Below are 18,561 nucleotides of genomic sequence, written 5' to 3'. Positions count from 1 at the left end.
CTCCACCCCTAGAATCACAAGAAAATCCTTTGAATCTTCCCTTACCACGGCCTCCAGCATGAATCTGACTCTTAACGACATATAAGGGACCAGGAAGACTTTCGACAGCCGATTTTGCATCCTCAACAGAAAAAACGACAACCCCTTCAGCAACAGGAATACCGTATTTTTTCAACAAAGCTTTGGCTTGATATTCATGAATATCCATAATAATTCCACAGAGATTTTTATCTTAGAGAAGGAACAAGTTTGACGCACGATTCACATAAATTAACGGTAGATTCAATTGACTTTTCAAATATATTTTTATCCTCGGAAGAAATATTCAACTCGATAATTTTTTCTACACCGCCACGACCAATAATCACCGGAACGCCAACGTAAAAACCATCTACGTTATATTGCCCAGACAGAAGAGTAGCACAAGGAAGAACACTCTTCTTGTCCTTTAAGTAAGATTCAGCCATTGCTATGGCAGAAGAAGCAGGGGCATAATAAGCAGAACCAGATCCAAGCAATCCAACAATCTCGCCACCACCCTCACGAGTTCTCTTAACAATCCGATCGATTCTTTCTTCTGTACTCCAACCAAGCTTTACAAGATCAAGAACAGGAATTCCGGATATCGTAGCATATTTCAACATAGGAACCATGGAATCCCCATGACTTCCCAAAACAAGAGCAGTAACAGATTCAACTGATACACCAAATTCCTGCGCCAAGAAATATCGAAACCGAGAAGAATCCAAAACGCCAGCCATACCAACAACCATATTCGCTGGCAAACCAGAGAATTTTTGCAGCGCCCATACCATAGCATCAAGAGGATTCGTAATACAAATTACAAATGCAGAAGGAGCATACTTGCGAATCCCTTCGCCTACTTTCTCAATTGTTTTTAAATTATCAGCAAGCAAATCATCTCGGCTCATGGAAGGCTTGCGTGGAATTCCTGCCGTAACGATACAAACATCTGCTCCTTCAATATCCTTGTAATCACTAGAGCCACTCAATTTTCCATCAAAACCTTCAATGGGAGAGGATTCAGAAATATCAAGAGCTTTTCCGCGAGGCATTCCATCAACGATATCAAATAGAACCACATCTCCTATCTCCTTAAGCGAAATAAGATGTGCTAACGTACTCCCTATCATTCCAGAACCTATAAGAGCAATTTTATTTGGCGCCATTTAATCCATCCCCCTCATAAAAAAATATTGTTTTAATATAAAAAACTACAGCACTATTCCGAAAATCATACAGTATCAAAATAAAAAAATCTATGTCTTCAATGGAAAAACCTTATTACAAACATCTACGACTATTTTATGATTGGAAACAAGCGAAATAAGATGTGCTAACGTACTCCCCCTATCATTCCAAAGCCTATAAGAGAAATCTTATTTGGCGCCATTTAATCCGTCCTTCTCATAAAAAAATATTGTTTTAATATAAAAAACTACAGCACTATTCCGAATAATCATATAGTATCAAAATAAACAATCTATGTCTTCAATGGAAAAACCTTATTACAAACATCTACGACTATTTTATGATTGGAAACATATGATTCACTGCACATCTCAAATAGGCGGGAAACCGTTCTGTTAAACTCAAATCCTTCTATTCCCGATTTACACGAAAAAAAATCTTCTATATCTGCTTCAGAAGACATTATCAAACAAATATTACACTCATAAAACACATCAATAAGCATAATAAAACGCTTCATCCAATCGCGCCGATCTTCACCCAGAATTGGCACATCATCTATAAAAACAATACTAAAACGCGTTGCTATCTCTAAAAAATCACTAGCCGAAAAGTGCCTACCACAAAGATTCAAAAAAGAAAAGCGTGCTATTTTTCCGCAAAAAGCAGGAACATGAATGTTATACCCTCCCTTCGCTAGAATATCCGTAGAACAAAAAGTATTGCCTGCTGTTATCTCAATCCACAACTTATCCATAATCTCTGCACTCAATGCGTTAAGTGGAGTTACGTAAATCGGAAAAATCAAAGATTTTTTTCGGCGATAATCTTGTCCTGAATCTAAAGAAATCACTTCAACCGTTTGATTTAAAAGGGCAATAAATGGCACAAAAATATCACGATTAATCCCATCTTTATAGAGATTTTCCGGAGCGACATTGGATGTTGCAACTAAAACACAGTTCCGTGCAAACAGCTCAGAAAACAATCGCGATAAAATCACGGCATCTGCAACATCCGTCACCATGAATTCATCAAAACATAAAAGACTAGCTTCCGCGACAATAGAGGCTGCTACCGGCAGTATGGGATCGTACTCTTGCGACTCTCCCGAACCCAACTTTTTACGATGCATCGCTATACGGCGATGAACCTCTTCCATAAATTCGTAAAAATGAAACTTGCGTTTCTTCTCTACGGGAGCCAGTGTAAAAAACAGATCCAGAAGCATACTCTTTCCCTGCCCAACATCACCGTAGAGATAAAGTCCTTTAATACAATGAGACCTTCTTTGGAAAAAACTCAATAACCACGATCTCCATTTGCGGAGATCTTTCCGTTTATAAAAATCATCTAAAACACGATCAAACGACGCTGCAATTCTCTCTTGTCCAGGATCATGCCGCAATTTCCCATCATGAATAAGTTCCGCAAGTCTATCCCTTACGATACGAAAAGATCTCAATATACCGGACATTTAAAAATAAAAACTAGATAACCACACATCAAAACTCCACATATTAAAAATTATCCTCGATTGATGGACACTTTGCTCTCCTCTCCTTTAAAAGTCCCTTCAAAATATTTATCAGTAATCTTTTGCAAAACAATAATATTGTCGCCTTTACGATTTTTTAACTCAAGACGATCATCAGAAAAATGCCAAGATGCCAATAAAGCTAATTTACCATAACATCCTTGAGTAGCAGCACGGAAATTCCTATTCAACTTAGTAAGCGTCAAAATCAAATTACATTGAGTGTCATGTACGGATATATTCCACATACCAATCATCAATCTGTTCACTTTATTCTTGTCTTTTCCTTTCTCAAGGAATCCATGTTCATTGAAATTAGAAGGTAAAGGCGGAGGAAGAGGCTCTGATCGAATCGAAAATTCAGAATCCTTCGGAGCAGAATCCAGAGGGACTTTGGAAGCAAAAAAGGTATCTACACAACCGGAAAAAGATAAGGTATAAAAAACTAAAAAAACAAAACGGAAAAATTGCATTAACGATTCCTAACCTCTCTAAAAAAATCTTTTCATCTCCATAACATATACCCCGAAAAAATAAGCATATCCTCAAAAATTTTTCTCAACAAAAAAATAGAAACGCTATATTTGACGTTCCAACATCATCATTTTAATTTCCGCAATCGCCTTGGCTGGATTTAATCCTTTAGGACAACTCTGAGCGCAATTCATAATTGTATGACAGCGATATAAACGGAAAGGATCCTCAAGATTATCAAGACGCTCACCTTGCGCTTCATCTCGCGAATCGATTAACCAACGATACGCTTGCAACAACACGGCAGGTCCAAGATATCGATCTCCATTCCACCAATAACTAGGACAGGAAGTAGAACAACAAGCACACATAATACATTCATAAAGGCCATCTAGCTTTTGACGATCCTCATGACTCTGTAACGTTTCTTTAGCAGGAGTTTGAGAAACAGTTTTAAGCCAAGGTTCAATTGACCTATGTTGCGCATAAAAATATGACATATCCACAACAAGATCTTTGACAACAAACATGTGAGGAAGAGGATATATCTTAACGGCTCCCTTTATTTCCCTCATCTCTTTGGTACAAGCTAAAGTATTCGTACCGTCTATATTCATACCACAGGAACCACAGATTCCTTCACGACAAGAGCGTCGCAACGTCAAAGTCGGATCAATTTTATTCTTAATCCATAAAAGACCATCCAACACCATGGGACCACAATCATCCATATCAATGTAATAGGTATCAATACGGGGATTATCATCATTATCTGGACTCCAACGATAAATGCGATATTCACGCAAGCGCTTTGCCTTATCAGGAATACCCCATGTTTTTCCACGTTTTACCCGAGATTTTTTCGGCAATAAAATTTCAACCATGTGAAACTTTCTCCATTAATAAACACGCGCTTTGGGAGCAATCTTGGAAAGATTAATCCCTTCGCAAATCAAGTCAGTATGAACAGGACGATAATCAATTCTTATATTTCCCGTTTTCCAATCTACCCAACAAAGAGAGTGTTTGCGCCAACTCAAATCATCGCGCCCACCAAATTCTCCATCTTTATAATCTTCCCTCGCATGAGAACCTCTGCTTTCCTTGCGAGCTTCGGCAGAATAAACCGTAGTAATTGCACTTACCATCAAATTTTGCAATTCAAGAGATTCCATCAGATCCGAATTCCAAATCAACGAACGATCATATACTTTGATATCCGCCATTTCGTTCCAAAAACCAGAAAGACTACGACATCCCGATAATAACGATTCTTGAGTACGAAAAACTCCCGCATCCAACTGCATTGCTCGCTGCATTTTCTCCCGCAATACAGCTGTTGGAATTGTACCATTAGCGTGTCTCAAACGATCAAATCGATCAACGATACGATCACAGGCAACAATATCCAGATCAGGGATAGGCTCTGATCTATCGATAATTTCTGCAGCACGAATAGCAGCGGCACGACCAAATACAACCAAATCAATTAACGAATTTGAACCAAGACGATTCGCTCCATGCACCGAAGCACATCCAACTTCACCAACGGCCATCAATCCTGGAAAAAGACGACTCGGATTTTTACTATCCGCGTTGAGAACTTCTCCCCAATAATTCGTCGGAATACCCCCCATATTATAATGCACAGTAGGTAAAACAGGAATTGGCTCACGCGTCACATCAACACCAGCAAAAATTCTTGCAGATTCAGAAATACCTGGTAAACGCTCATGCAAAACAGCGGGATCCAGGTGATTTAAATATAGGAATATATGATCCTTGTTTTTACCAACTCCTCTTCCTTCCCTGATCTCCATCATCATACAACGAGAAACAACATCACGAGAAGCAAGATCCTTTGCTGAAGGAGCATACCGCTCCATAAAACGATCGCCTTCAGAATTGACAAGATACCCACCTTCCCCGCGAGCACCCTCAGTGATGAGACATCCAGCCCCATAAATTCCGGTTGGATGAAATTGAACAAATTCCATATCCTGCAAGGGCAATCCAGCACGCGCAACCATACCAATACCATCACCCGTACAAATATGCGCTGATGTAGCAGAAAAGTACGCACGTCCATATCCGCCGGTCGCCAATACAACCATTTTAGCAGAAAAACGATGAATTTCTCCCGTTTCCAATTGCCAAGCGACAACTCCAGTACAACGCCCTTCCTCGTTTATGATCAAATCAAGAGCAAAATATTCAATAAAAAACTCTGCATTATTTTTTAATGCCTGCCCATATAGGGTATGCAAAATAGCATGCCCTGTCCTATCTGCGGCTGCACAGGTCCTTTGTACTGGAGGACCTTCTCCAAAATTCTGCATATGTCCACCGAAAGGACGCTGATAAATCTTACCTTCTTCATTTCGAGAAAAAGGCACCCCATAATGTTCAAGCTCATATACAGCTTTTGGAGCCTCCATAGTAAGATATTGTATTGCATCAACATCACCGAGCCAATCAGAACCCTTAACGGTATCATAAAGATGCCACTGCCAACTATCTGGTGTCATATTAGCAAGCGAGGCAGCAATACCACCCTGCGCCGCCACTGTATGTGAACGAGTAGGAAAAACTTTCGTAATACAAGCTGTTTTAAAACCTCTTTCAGCCATACCCAAGGCAGAGCGCAATCCAGCTCCTCCAGCTCCAACCACTACGACATCGTAGGAGTGATCCACATAAGTATAAGAAGACTTTTGACCAGAAAAATTATTCATAAAATTATCATACCAACGTCACAATTTTTAATAGCGAGAACAAACATACAGCAGCGAAAAAAAATACAAATAAAGTATTTGAAAAAAGAAATATAATCTTCAAAAATCTAGAGTGAATATAGTCTTCAATAATAGTTTGCATACCCAAGCGCATATGTACAAAAACAGAAAAAATCCCTATCCCTATAATAGAAAGAACAAAGGGATTAGAGAGAGCAGATATAACATCTTCATAGGGAGCAGAGCTATAAATCACCAAGAAAGCAATTGAAAAAACAACAAAAGGAATATTGGCAATGGCCGTAATCCTTTGTCTCAAAAAATGCTTTGTGCCACCCTTAGCGGAACCCAATCCGCGAATTTGTCCTAAATTACTGCGCATATCCATTACCAAATCTCATTGCGGATAAAAAAAGCTCTAACCATCCATATCACCATAACTATCACAGATGAAGAAACAATGTGTATTTTTGCAAGTCTAGTGGACAAATGCTTTTCAAAACAGAATCCCAAGTCCCAAACAAGATGACGAATCCCTCCTAACATATGATGTATGACCGCCCAGCTATACGCAAAAAAAACCACCTTGAAAAGCATATAATCCGCATAAAACCTAAATAATTCGAAAGCTCCAGAACCTGTTGCTAGGGATAAAAACCACAAAGACACTAGAATCATCCCAAAATATAAAATTCCACCAGTTATACGATGCATAATGGACATCAACATAGTTGGAATAAGCTTATAAATTTGCAAATGCGGAGATAGCGGTCTATTTTTTATAAAATTTGACATTACAATTCACATTACCCAATGAGAGAAAAACTAAAAGAGACTAGAAAAATTGACCCGAGCCTAATTCTTATACAAGTTTGTAAAAAACATTATATATATTACAAGATTTAAATTGCTCATAACATCCCACGGAAAAGCGGAATATCCTGTCAATCAAATTTAACATTCTAAATAACCACTTAATGGAGGATTATCAAGTGTCCCCATACGACATACTTCTAAATATTCATCTTCTGTTACCGATTGAATAGAAAGCCGCGCAGAAACAACAAGCATCATTCTGGCAAGGCGTGGATTAACCTTTATTTCCCTAAGACTAACAGGCAAGGGCATACTACAAACTGCACGGATATCTACACATTCCCATCCAGAGAGCGCATCTGCTGTTGGATCAGGATATGAACAACGGATAACATCAACAATACCCACAATCTCACGCCCCTGATTGGAGTGATAAAAAAAACCTATTTCCCCAATCTGCATTTTTCTCATGTTATTGCGGGCCTGATAATTACGAACCCCTGTCCATGCTTCTCCCACTTCCCCTTTACCTTGTTGCATCACCCAGGACCATACATTCGGCTCAGATTTAAATAGCCAATACGACACTCCCCCTATCCCTTCTATCAATCATTAAAATACGAATCCATGTAAAGCGAAAACCATACCAATTCATATCCTGATATCAAACAGCAGAATAAGCACATCCGAAGGATCAGAAATTTTGACCGAAGAAGATGAATCTCAAGTCATCCGATAAGATTTTGGTATTACAAAAGAATCATGCTCCTTGAAATTATCCATAAAATCATACTTATATATGCTGAATCTATTCAGAATACACATCTAAAGCAGGAACGCAACGAAACGGAAACTATTCCATAAGTGATGAACGAACTTATCGTTATGTCACTCATCCATCAAAAATATCACTGTCCATATCTATTCTTTTTCTTGAAGTTTTCTAACTTCTCAAGACTATTGTTCGGCTTTCCCTCTCATTTCTTTCTTTTATCCTCATCTCATCTCTCCACTACAAACCAAATTTTTCCCAATCTAAGAAAGAAAATTACTACAAAACACATCCAAGGATTCATCAACAGTAATACGATTTGCAACAACATCTGATACAGCTCTAGCAATAGGCAATTCAAGCCCAAATCCTGCTGCTATTTTAACAATCCGTGAAGCCGCCAAAGCCCCTTCTACAAGTCCTATTTTATCAAGCTCCAGCTGCTTTCCTTGTCCAAGCAATATACCAAAGGCAAAATTACGAGACTTCTTGCTCGTAGCAGTCAACATCAAATCTCCTAAACCAGACAATCCCCAAACTGTATCAGCACGCCCCCCCAGAATCTTCGTAACCTCAGCAATTTCTGATAAACCTTGGACAATAAGCATTGCACGTGCCGAATCTCCTAATTTTTTTCCTTCCAGAATACCACTTGCTATAGCAATAACATTTTTTAAAGCTCCTCCAAGCTGAACACCAATACGATCATCTGAATACTCAACTCGAAATGAATGGCTCGAAAGCATTTCTGAAAGACGCTTAGACCTATCGATATTATCTGAAGCTAAAGTAACTGCCACAGGCAATCCCCGAGCAATATCCACTGCAAATCCAGGACCAGAAAGCACTGAAAAAGGATGAGATGGCAGTGTTTTTTCTGAATATTCGCTCAATAACATTCCAGTTTGGCACTCAAATCCCTTAGAGCATATGACAATATCTGCAGAGTCTTTCAACCACTTCCCATAAAAACTAATAGCGTCTCCATACCCCTTGGAAGACACGGCAAAAAGAACAATATCCGCTTCATACAGGCACTCATAATCCGTTGAAAAACGAAGAAATTGAGAAAGTTTTATATCGGGCAAAGCCTTCGTATGAATCAACGTTTCTTTTAAATGCTGCATAAGATTTTCTTGCCGACCAAGCAAAGTAGTACAAGAATTTCCACGAGAAGCGATAACACTTGATAGTGCAGACCCAAATGCTCCAGAACCAACAACACATATCGTCGGAAAATCGTTCATGCTTTAGCTCCACGCTTTCCAGATCCTATTTTAGCAAGAGATTTTTCATCTAATGGCCAGCGAGAACGTGGCGCCACAGACAAGTCATCTGGAGAAAAACCGGCAACCATCCTTTCCAAACCAGCCCAAGCAATCATCACCGCATTATCCGTACATAATTGAGCTGGTGGAGCAATAAAATGGAAATTATACGTCGCACAAAGATCAACAAGAACAGATCGTATAAAACGGTTAGAAGCCACTCCTCCTGCAATAACGAGTACAGGTTTTTTTTTCGGAAAATATTTTAAAAAACGCACCAGTCCTTTCTCAAGTTTGTCTCTAATAATACGCGCCACTGTAACTTGAAAAGAAGCACAAACGTCTGCAATATCTTTCTCTCCTAAAGGAGAAAGAGATCGTATCGTCTGTTGCACGGAGGTTTTTAATCCAGAAAAAGAAAAATCAAATTGCATACCTCGCACTAATGGACAAGGGAAATTAAACCGTCGCTCATCTCCCATAAGGGCAGTTTTTTCTATGGCAGGACCACCCGGATAGGGCAATCCAAGCGATTTAGCAATTTTATCAAAACATTCACCAAGAGCATCATCCACTGTCGTCCCCCAACGATCATAATTTGCAATATCCTTGACCAATAAAATTTGTGTATGCCCGCCGGATACCAACAAGACGAGATAGGGGAAATCAACGCCGTCTGTTAGGCGCGCAGTTAAAAGATGTCCTTCTAGATGATTAATAGCATATAAAGGCTTATTACTTGCATACGAAATAGCCTTAGCCGTCATGAGTCCAACAATTAAACCACCCATTAAACCTGGACCAGCTGTAACAGCTATTGAATCCATGTCAGAAATTTGCATATTAGCATGAGACAGAGTCTCTTTGATTAAAGTGTCCAAAACTTCTACATGAGAACGAGCAGCAATCTCAGGAACAACCCCTCCATAGGAATTATGTTTATCCAGCTGAGACAAAACAATATCCGCAATAATCTCACCGCGAGAATCCTCGTTATGATGACGGACAACAGCAACAGCTGTTTCATCACAGCTGGTTTCTATACCTATAATAGTGTGTTCTTTTTTCATTTTATACTTCAGGTTTTATTATGTACATTAAGAAAAATCATTCCCATTACCTAGGTCACATACAATAGATGAATAAAAATGAAAACAAAAGCTTTTAGAATAGGAACACGCAGCAGTCCATTAGCGCTTGAGCACGCCTACGAAGCTCGATCTTACCTCATGAACGCCCATAAAATCCCCGAACAAAACTTTGAAATTGTCTCTATTACTACACAAGGAGATCGTATCACGGACAGAGCATTGTATGAAATCGGCGGGAAAGGATTGTTTACTGAGGAAATTGAAAAAAAATTAATCTCCTGCGAAATTGATTTTGCCGTCCATTCCGCCAAAGACATGCCAGTAAAATTACCAGAAGGTCTTCAAATTTCAGCTTACTTGCCCCGTGAAGATATTCATGATGTGTTTATAAGCCATACCGCAAAGTGCTTAAATGATCTGCCAAATAACGGTATTATTGGCACCTCATCTCTTCGTCGCCAGGCACTCTTGCGTCGATGGCGCCCAAATATATCTGTTATAAATTTCCGTGGACAAATAGAAACACGCCTTAATAAACTAGCAAAAAACCAAGCTGATGCTATCTTACTGGCACATGCAGGAATAAAAAGACTCAAAAAAGAGAGTGTGATAAAGGAGATTCTGAATCTTGAAGATTTTCCTCCATCTCCTGCACAAGGAGCCATTTGCATTGAAACACATAGTAACAATACACGAGCACACAAACTTGCTATTGCTGTCAATCATGTCGAAACATGGGATGCTGTAAGTTGTGAACGTGCATTTCTTTCTGCACTTGATGGATCTTGCAGAACCCCTATTGCTGGTTTTGCCTCTTGTGAAGGACAATATTTATCTTTTTACGGCATTATCCTAACACCTGACGGTACATCATTTCACGAAGTCTCCCGAAATGGCAAGCGTCGCGATGCGATAGATATAGGACAGGATGCCGGAAAATACATACGCATCATTGCCAACAAAACCGTGTTCAATTGGTAGTATTGTTATGCGCGTTGTTATCACCAGACCCGAAAAAAAAGCACTCCATACATACCAAAGACTCAAAGAGATGGGTCTCAATCCTATCCTGATGCCATTGTCGTATTTCACTTATGATAAAAAATCTGTCCGCCGTGCTTTTCAGGAATCATATGCCGCAATAGCAATCACAAGCAATGAAGCTCTCACTACCTTACCACCAAATATCAATCATCAAAAAATTCTTTTTGCCGTAGGAAAAAAAAGCGCACTTCTAGCGCAAAAAAAAGGATTTTCCAGCATATTTCATGGAACAAGTAATGGTATAGATCTAGCTCAGAAAATCATTGATAAAAAAGAACTATTTACAGAAAAAAAACCCTTAATATACTTAGGAGGGAATCCAAGGTCTTCCGTATTCGAAATGTCTCTTATCAGAAATAAGATACCTCTTAAAACGGTCAACTGCTATCATACTTGGAATATTACATATCACCTAGATGACACAAAAAAATTCCTTAAAAACTCAGATGTTGTGCTTTTCTATTCTAAGGAATCCGTCTTACGTTTTTTCCTTTTGCCTTTACCTCCAATATCCGCTCGCTTCCTATGTCTCAGTGCTCGCATTGCAGGTGCAATACCCAAGCCCTATCAAAAGATGATTGCAATAGCAAACTCTCCACAAGAATCTTCTCTTCTAAAGCTTCTCTAATTTTTTCTCCATATTTTTTAAAAATTAATTTATTGATTATATCTCTATAGAAAAAGTAGTGTATAAAAATTATAGTAAACTTTTTAAGTGATTCATTTTTAAAAAAAAACGCAATATACCGATTCGGGAGAAGAATATGGTATCTATTTTTGAAAAATTTCAAGAAAAAAACACTAAAAAATCTGAGATATTGTCTGAAAAAGAGGAAATATCTTCGTTTGCAAAAAACAGAAAATCTGCCCGAAAAATAAAAGAAAACTATCCTAAAACATATCAAATATTTATCGTCTTACTTACTATATCTGGGATATCATCCATAGCTGGGACTATTATTATTCTATGGGAAAAATCCTATCAAAACGACAGTCTTTTTGACCGACAGATCAAAAGAAATTTATCTATAAATAGAGAAAAAGCACCCATAGATATTGCTACCATCGAACAATCAGAATCTTTGAGTATGAAGGAAAGATTGCAACAGGAAAGCATTGAATCCCTTTTGAAAGAAGTCTTATCTTTAAAGAGATCACTGTCAAACCTCATTGAAAACTATCAGAATCTCGAAGACCGTTTGGAAAAAGCAGAACTTGCGATTATAAATCCAGCAAGAAATCCAAATATCCAACGAATCATTTCTCTCCTCGTCTTGAAAAATGCGATTGATCAAGGCGAAAATTTCGTATTAGGCAAACAAATTGGAAAAGAAATCCCTCTAGAAGATCCATGTACTTCTACACTGATAAAATTTTCCAACACTAAAATACCTACATCTTTGGAGATTTTGACAAAATTTTCAAAGATTTCTGAAGAAATGATCTCCGAAATTGAAGCTCCCGAGCAAGACCTAGGATTTTTAGATTCCCTGCTTTTTCAATTGCAAAGATTAATCAAAGTGCGCTTTACCGGAAATGTTAAAGGAAATACACCTGCAGCCCTCATTGCTCGTATCGAAAATAATATCAGGAATGGCAATCTTAGGGAAGCAATAACCGAATGGGATAAATTACCAATAAAAGCAAAAAATTCTGGAGAATCTCTGAAAGATGCGATTGAGGCACGCATCTGCTCTGAAAGAATTATCGGAGAGGAAATCACCAAAATACTACAAAATAACAACGTACAGGAATAAATTATGTTGCGTCTCATATCTTTTTTCAGTTTAATATTTTTTTTAATCTATAGTTTTATGTGGATTTCCTATTATCCTGGCGATGTATCCCTACACTGGAGAAGTCAAATTTATAAAACCAGCCCCTTCATAGCATTGTCCTTATTTTACCTATTACTGCTCATATTCGTTCTCTTGTTAAAAATATCCCAGTCTTTTTTGTCGTGGATATCTTTTTTGACGAATATATTTCAAAAACACAACCGTAGAAATGGCTATTCAGCCCTCTCTACGGGTTTAATAGCCATTGCCGCAAGCAATAAAATTTTAGCTCGCAAAATGTTCTACCATGCATCTCGATATCTTAACTCTCATAATGAACCACTCCTTCATCTTCTTGAAACGCAGATTGCTCTTGCCGACAAGCAAAATCATGTTGCACATAAAAAATTCGAAACCATGCTCAATATACCTGCCACTCAAGAATTAGCACTTCATGGACTGTATTTAGAATCCTGTCGCACAAATGATCTAAAATCTGCAAGACGCCATGCAGAAAAGGCAATGCAAATTTCTCCTCATTCGTATTGGAGTATTGATGCTGTCCTACAAGATTATGCAAATAATAGAAAGTGGTCTGAAGCAATCGATTTCTTGAAACGCCAGAAAAAGATAAATACAATTGATATTGATCCCGATCATCGCAAAGAGGTGATACTCCTGCAAGCTCGATCTCTAGATAATTTAACAGCCAATGATATAGTTTCTGCCTATCAAGATGCATCTGCAGCTCTAAATATTTGCAGCAATTCGATTATAGCGTCAATATCTGCTGCCCGATCCTTAATTGCCCAGAAAAAGACAAATAAGGCAGAAGTCATTCTAGAAAAAATATGGAAAACAGATCCTCACCCTGAGATTGCTCATATCTATACGACACTCCTTTCCAAAAATAAGATGGAGAATTTTAAAAGATCTGAAAAATTGGAAAGCATCAATAAGGATAACGTAGAATCTCTCCTTGCTGTCGCTAAAGCAGCTCTGGAAATAGGCGATATTGATACGGCACGCACAAAAGCAATGCTTGCCGTGCAAAAACATCCTAGAAAAGGGATATATTTACTTCTATCTGAAATAGAGCGTGCAAATTCTCAACAGATTCTATACTGGACACAAAAGGCATTATACGCAATTCCTGATCCATTATGGATGGCGGAAGATGGATTCTTATCCGAAAAATGGTTGCCTATATCGCCGATCAGCAAAACTCTATGCCATTTCGAATGGAAGGTTCCAATAAAAATTACAGAATCTATCGCTAGCATATATCCGCAATCACCCGTAGAATCGGAAAACTCCGAAAAGATAATTTTATCTCAAAAACAGAATAATACCGAAAAATCCATTCCTATAAATTTGGATTATCGGATGCTGGATATTATGCCTTTAAATATGCCCTTACGACAACCAGATGATCCTGGTGTAGAAGAAATTCCTCAAAAAATCAGAATTTCATACTAAAATCATCGCAGAAAATCTATTATGCCTCAATTTTGGAAAAAATTTTTTCACTTTTTAATCAAAAGAAATCGAAAGAACACTTTTTTCCTCGGCGATCCACGTGTGGATTTTGCCGTTCTCGGCTTACAAGTCATAAAAGCCAATGGAATCGCAAATATAGAGCAAATAAGAAACTTTTCTTTGCAACTCCAAAAAAGATACGAACTTGATGAACACTTGACTCAATCTTTGATTGATGTAGCAAAACAAGCAAAACTTGACACCACAGATTATTCCCGTTTTGCGTTAAATCTCAAAAGGCATCTTAACCAACAACAACGCAGTGATGTTATTGCAACTCTTTGGAATTTAAGCTGTACCAATGAAAAGCAAAGCGAACTTGAAATTAATACTATTTGGAGGATAGCAAATTTGCTTGGGATTTCTATGCAAGATATCAAAGGAGATACGTGCAATGATTCTCCTTTATTAATGGATCAAATACCTCCCATACCATAAGAAAAGTTCCCTATGAAGAACAATGTTTTGAAAACAACTTTTCGCGTCACCTTGATAATAGAAAAAATACAATCGCAAGACTCTTTTATAAAATGCATATATAAAAATTAAGATGACATCTTGATCCCATGTACAATATACAAGATAACTCTGAAGAGTTAAAATTCTTGCTCGCTCTTTTATAGAAGGAATTTTTTAAAAGATGAAAATGACACAAGCTTTTACATTTGAGGCGGCACATCGATTGCCACGTGTACCCAAAACGCATAAATGCTATCATATGCATGGACATTCTTACCGGATAGAACTTGTAATGGAGGGAGATGTAGATCCTAAAACTGGATTTATAGACGATTTTTTTAATATTGAAAAATACTTTGCTCCAATATTATCACTCCTAGATCATCACTGTCTTAATGATATTAATGGGTTAGAAAATCCCACTGCCGAAAATATCTCTGTTTGGATTTGGGAACGTTTATCCAAGGTTATCCCTATTTTATCATCAATACGCGTTTATGAAACGCCAATGTCTTGGGTCGAATACGAGGGAAAATGATATCTAGAAATATAGAAGACAAATCCTCCGCCCTTGTTCTTTTTTCTGGAGGGCAAGATTCTTCCACCTGTCTTTCGTGGGCACTTGATCAATTTGAAAAAGTAGAAACTCTCGCATTTAATTATGGACAACGCAATAAAATTGAACTGGAATGCCGTAACCATATACTTGAAAAAATTGTAAGACTGATGCCTCAATGGAAAAAATCCTTGGGGGAAGATTTTTTCCTATCACTTGCAACACTTGGCGAAATTTCAAATTCATCGCTAACAAAAAATATCGCGATAGAGATGAATTCCAATGGACTTCCCAATACCTTTGTCCCTGGTCGTAACATAATTTTTCTTGTTTTTGCGGCTTCATTAGCATACCGTCGCGGAATAAAAAATATTGTCGCAGGTATGTGTGAAACAGATTGTTCGGGATATCCGGATTGTCGCAGTGAGACTATACAAGCTATTCAAATAGCTCTCAACTTGGGTATGGACAATAGTTTTACACTACACACACCATTGATATCTCTTAAAAAATCTCAAACTTGGCAATTAGCACAAGATATAGGAGGACAATCTTTGGTTGATCTCATCCTTGAAGAAAGCCATACCTGCTATATCGGCGCACGCGATAAACGGCATGAATGGGGATATGGTTGCGACTTATGTCCAGCATGTCGGCTACGCAAGCAAGGATGGTTGGAGTACAAAGAAAAAACAAGGTCAAGTCAAACATAGAAATAACATGCTTATACTAATTCTGCTATTTCTTTTGAGCTAAACCGCCAAATAAAGCGCCGGTATCAACCAGTCAACTGATTAAAATTTTTGTTTCATATCACTCATCAAAGTGCGAGCATTCGTATGCGTATGCTACCTCCTGACAGGAAGATTACGAAGATATCGCAAACCATGCTAACAATCCAAATCTATCAAGCACTTTATATTCATAGAAATCTCTCGACGTAAACAACCTATAACCTGATAATTCTAATGTATTCTTCTCGTCCAGATGCCTTATCATTAAAGGCATTTTTTATGAATAACAGAAGATGAAATTTCATAACTATAATGCCCGTAGAAAAATTCACTGGCATGAATAGCAAAATATATACCTCATCAAGAAGAAAGGAAAACCTTGATACCTCCTCATAATTCATTCTTTTTCTGAAAAAAATCTTGGCATTGGAAGCAGAGGCTAGAAAATCACGTTTTTCTCAAGTAAAATATCTTTTTTGATTATGGAGCATCTTCTCTTATTCAATTAGCCACAATTCATTCTATGAATAATTTTTATAAAGATATTTTATGATATTTCTCAAATAAGCCTAACAATCACCTTTAAGCATTTTTATAAAATTTTCTTTGTTCTCATTATTGCTATCAAATTCACCAGTAAACGCCGTCGTAACTGTTGTCAAACCTTCTCGTCGAATTCCCCGCATAGACATACACATATGCTCCGCTCCAATCAAAACCGCCACTCCCCGAGAAGAAGATATGCCTTTTACTCCTTCAGCTATTTGCATTGTCAAACGCTCTTGTATTTGTAAACGGCGTGCATAAACTTCCACAATACGCACAAGCTTAGATAAGCCAACCACACGCTTTCCAGGAAGATAAGCTATATGGACTTTTCCAATAATGGGAAGAATATGATGCTCACAATACGAAAAAAAGGATATATCTTTTACGAGAACCATGTCTTGATAATTTGATACCTCTCCAAAAGAAAAATGGGACATATTTTGAAGACTTAAATCCTGATTATAACCTGCAAAAATCTCTTTATAAGATTCTATAACTCGTGATGGTGTATCTTTAAGTCCTTCGCGCTCTGGATTCTCACCTATCCAACGCAAAATAACTCGTATGGCTTCTTTCGCTTCTTCAGCCGTTGTCTTTTTCGATATCATACTAAAACGGGACTCCAGAACCTAAAACTCTGTACTTCAGAAATTACAATTTCTATCATCAGAAACTCATTCATAATGACACCAAAAAAATATTTTGCTAATATCTCCAATATCAAAGATCAATATTCTTACGGCTAGCATAAAATATCCTCGGAGAAAATAGAAATTCCTTTAATTATCCTATTTTCAGAAAACCATAAACGAATTTAACACTCTATTACAATAAAATCCGTACTATTTTATGAATATAAACAAAAATCATATGTACTCTTCAAAATAAAAAAATGATCCTTCTGCCAAGTTTTTTTAATAATATCTCCTGTGAAATAGAGTGGACTTTTCGAAAAAATATAGCAAAATAGGATAGGATATGTGAGGAATCATTTTTCTCTATGCACCATATAGAAAGAAGGATATGTTTTTCTTGACGAAAAAAAAAATCCTAAGGTCTCGAAATTGGGATAAAAAATTCCCTAAAACGCTTGGACGCCTCATTGGTATAGGGCTAATCCGAATCTACCAACTCTTTTTTTCTCGTATATTCGGCAATTCCTGTCGATATTTACCTACCTGTTCAGAATATGGTTATGAATCTATTGCTCGATATGGATTGTTGATTGGAGGTTGGCTGACTGTACTCCGGATAATAAAATGTAATCCATTAGGGTCCCATGGTTTTTATCCTGTTCCCGATAGTTTTCCTAAAAACACAATATTACACCATCTTTGGAGGTTATTGAAGGATTGAGTTCTTCCCTTAGATACCACCATCACACGTATAATTCTCCCTGAATCTTTGTGCTAATTTTTATATCTATAGTTCTTATTTGCAATTTTATTTTGACATTCCATAATATCCTTTACAAGGAAGCCTTGATGAGAGACGAAAAATCACTTGAATTTGCAGAATCAGAACTTTTAAACGAACGCAAGAATTGGCTTCATAGTCTCAAAATTGAGCGTGGTCTTTCAAAGCTAACTCTTGAAGCATATGAGCGAGATACCCGTCAATTTCTTGCTTTTTTAATGTACCATTTTGGCAATAAAATTGGATTAGGATCTTTGCATCAACTGGCTCCTTCTGATCTTCGTGCTTTTATTTTCGAACGTCGTCGTTATGGAATAGATAATCATAGCCTGAAAAGAAGTCTTTCAGGAATTCGATCTTTTCTGAGATATCTCAAGAAACATGGATTAGTTAATGCAGCGGATGTTCTTGGTATGAAGACACTCAAAAAGTCAAAACATTTACCGAGACCACTTAGCGAAACTCAGGCTTTAAACCTTGTATGCTATAATTTAGATTTCCATCTTCATTCTTGGGTTAATGCTCGTGATTTATCTATTTTACACTTACTTTATGGGTGTGGTTTACGTATTTCTGAAGCA

General features: G+C 37.6%; 21 protein-coding genes. 9 read left to right on the top strand and 12 right to left on the bottom strand.

Annotated elements, in window-relative coordinates; translation table 11 throughout:
• The 11 genes from H0G72_RS03420 to tsaD all read right to left on the bottom strand — a co-directional run.
• Nucleotides 1-208, bottom strand: a 208-nt coding sequence (locus H0G72_RS03420) for an ATP-grasp domain-containing protein (protein WP_310649484.1), incomplete at its 3' end; no start/stop codon positions are given.
• A 19-nt stretch (nt 209-227) separates the two neighbouring features.
• On the bottom strand, nt 228-1,190 hold the full coding sequence (mdh, locus tag H0G72_RS03415) for a malate dehydrogenase (RefSeq protein ID WP_182017386.1): 963 nt from the start codon (nt 1,188-1,190) through the stop codon (nt 228-230).
• A 314-nt stretch (nt 1,191-1,504) separates the two neighbouring features.
• Nucleotides 1,505-2,689, bottom strand: coding sequence for a cell division protein ZapE (gene zapE, locus H0G72_RS03410; protein ID WP_182017385.1), 1,185 nt, complete (start codon nt 2,687-2,689; stop codon nt 1,505-1,507).
• A gap of 50 nt (nt 2,690-2,739) precedes the next feature.
• On the bottom strand, nt 2,740-3,222 hold the full coding sequence (locus tag H0G72_RS03405; RefSeq protein WP_182017384.1) for an AprI/Inh family metalloprotease inhibitor: 483 nt from the start codon (nt 3,220-3,222) through the stop codon (nt 2,740-2,742).
• 105 nt (nt 3,223-3,327) lie between these two features.
• Nucleotides 3,328-4,107, bottom strand: a complete 780-nt coding sequence (locus H0G72_RS03400; RefSeq protein WP_182017383.1) for a succinate dehydrogenase iron-sulfur subunit — start codon at nt 4,105-4,107, stop codon at nt 3,328-3,330.
• A gap of 15 nt (nt 4,108-4,122) precedes the next feature.
• A complete protein-coding gene (gene sdhA, locus H0G72_RS03395; RefSeq protein WP_182017382.1) occupies nt 4,123-5,958 on the bottom strand; it encodes a succinate dehydrogenase flavoprotein subunit in 1,836 nt (611 codons plus the stop codon).
• Between the two features lie 7 nt (nt 5,959-5,965).
• Nucleotides 5,966-6,346 carry a succinate dehydrogenase, hydrophobic membrane anchor protein gene (gene sdhD / locus H0G72_RS03390; RefSeq protein WP_182017381.1) on the bottom strand — a complete coding sequence of 127 codons (381 nt, stop codon included), beginning with the start codon at nt 6,344-6,346 and terminating at the stop codon, nt 5,966-5,968.
• On the bottom strand, nt 6,346-6,753 hold the full coding sequence (gene sdhC / locus H0G72_RS03385) for a succinate dehydrogenase, cytochrome b556 subunit (RefSeq protein ID WP_182017380.1): 408 nt from the start codon (nt 6,751-6,753) through the stop codon (nt 6,346-6,348). Before sdhC ends, sdhD begins: the two co-directional genes overlap by 1 nt.
• Before the next feature lie 159 nt (nt 6,754-6,912).
• A complete protein-coding gene (locus H0G72_RS03380; protein WP_182017379.1) occupies nt 6,913-7,362 on the bottom strand; it encodes an EVE domain-containing protein in 450 nt (149 codons plus the stop codon).
• A 447-nt stretch (nt 7,363-7,809) separates the two neighbouring features.
• Complete coding sequence (locus H0G72_RS03375) at nt 7,810-8,793, bottom strand: NAD(P)H-dependent glycerol-3-phosphate dehydrogenase (protein WP_182017378.1); 984 nt, start codon at nt 8,791-8,793, stop codon at nt 7,810-7,812.
• A complete protein-coding gene (tsaD, locus tag H0G72_RS03370) occupies nt 8,790-9,884 on the bottom strand; it encodes a tRNA (adenosine(37)-N6)-threonylcarbamoyltransferase complex transferase subunit TsaD (RefSeq protein ID WP_182017377.1) in 1,095 nt (364 codons plus the stop codon). Before tsaD ends, H0G72_RS03375 begins: the two co-directional genes overlap by 4 nt.
• 78 nt (nt 9,885-9,962) lie before the next feature.
• Here tsaD and hemC point away from each other — a divergent pair, with 78 nt between their 5' ends.
• From hemC to queC, 7 genes are all read left to right on the top strand, one after another.
• A complete protein-coding gene (gene hemC, locus H0G72_RS03365; protein WP_182017376.1) occupies nt 9,963-10,886 on the top strand; it encodes a hydroxymethylbilane synthase in 924 nt (307 codons plus the stop codon).
• Nucleotides 10,834-11,577: a uroporphyrinogen-III synthase gene (locus H0G72_RS03360; RefSeq protein ID WP_259345121.1), complete on the top strand. Its 744-nt coding sequence runs from the start codon at nt 10,834-10,836 to the stop codon at nt 11,575-11,577. The genes hemC and H0G72_RS03360 overlap by 53 nt, the downstream gene beginning before the upstream one ends.
• Before the next feature lie 136 nt (nt 11,578-11,713).
• On the top strand, nt 11,714-12,706 hold the full coding sequence (locus H0G72_RS03355; RefSeq protein WP_182017375.1) for a COG4223 family protein: 993 nt from the start codon (nt 11,714-11,716) through the stop codon (nt 12,704-12,706).
• Nucleotides 12,707-12,709: 3 nt separating this feature from the next.
• Complete coding sequence (locus tag H0G72_RS03350; protein WP_182017374.1) at nt 12,710-14,206, top strand: heme biosynthesis protein HemY; 1,497 nt, start codon at nt 12,710-12,712, stop codon at nt 14,204-14,206.
• Between the two features lie 102 nt (nt 14,207-14,308).
• The gene (locus H0G72_RS03345; protein WP_182017373.1) at nt 14,309-14,704 is read left to right on the top strand and encodes a tellurite resistance TerB family protein; all 396 of its coding nucleotides are present in this window, start codon (nt 14,309-14,311) and stop codon (nt 14,702-14,704) included.
• Between the two features lie 202 nt (nt 14,705-14,906).
• Nucleotides 14,907-15,263 (top strand): 6-carboxytetrahydropterin synthase QueD, encoded by a 357-nt coding sequence (queD, locus tag H0G72_RS03340; protein WP_182017372.1) that lies wholly within the window; start codon nt 14,907-14,909, stop codon nt 15,261-15,263.
• Entirely contained in the window at nt 15,260-15,994 is a 735-nt protein-coding gene (gene queC / locus H0G72_RS03335; RefSeq protein ID WP_182017371.1) for a 7-cyano-7-deazaguanine synthase QueC, read from the top strand. The genes queD and queC overlap by 4 nt, the downstream gene beginning before the upstream one ends.
• 590 nt (nt 15,995-16,584) lie before the next feature.
• On the opposite strand, the gene folE is transcribed toward queC, so the two are convergent.
• A complete protein-coding gene (gene folE, locus H0G72_RS03330; RefSeq protein WP_182017370.1) occupies nt 16,585-17,172 on the bottom strand; it encodes a GTP cyclohydrolase I FolE in 588 nt (195 codons plus the stop codon).
• Nucleotides 17,173-17,587: 415 nt separating this feature from the next.
• Between folE and yidD the strand changes: the two genes are divergently transcribed.
• Entirely contained in the window at nt 17,588-17,920 is a 333-nt protein-coding gene (gene yidD / locus H0G72_RS03325) for a membrane protein insertion efficiency factor YidD (RefSeq protein ID WP_182017369.1), read from the top strand.
• A gap of 128 nt (nt 17,921-18,048) precedes the next feature.
• The coding region (locus H0G72_RS03320; RefSeq protein WP_182017368.1) for a site-specific integrase at nt 18,049-18,561 on the top strand (513 nt) is incomplete at its 3' end.

The sequence above is a fragment of the Candidatus Liberibacter sp. genome (assembly GCF_014048425.1).
In the GTDB taxonomy this organism is placed as follows: Bacteria; Pseudomonadota; Alphaproteobacteria; order Rhizobiales; family Rhizobiaceae; genus Liberibacter.
This window is presented reverse-complemented; position numbering and strand designations above follow the sequence as displayed.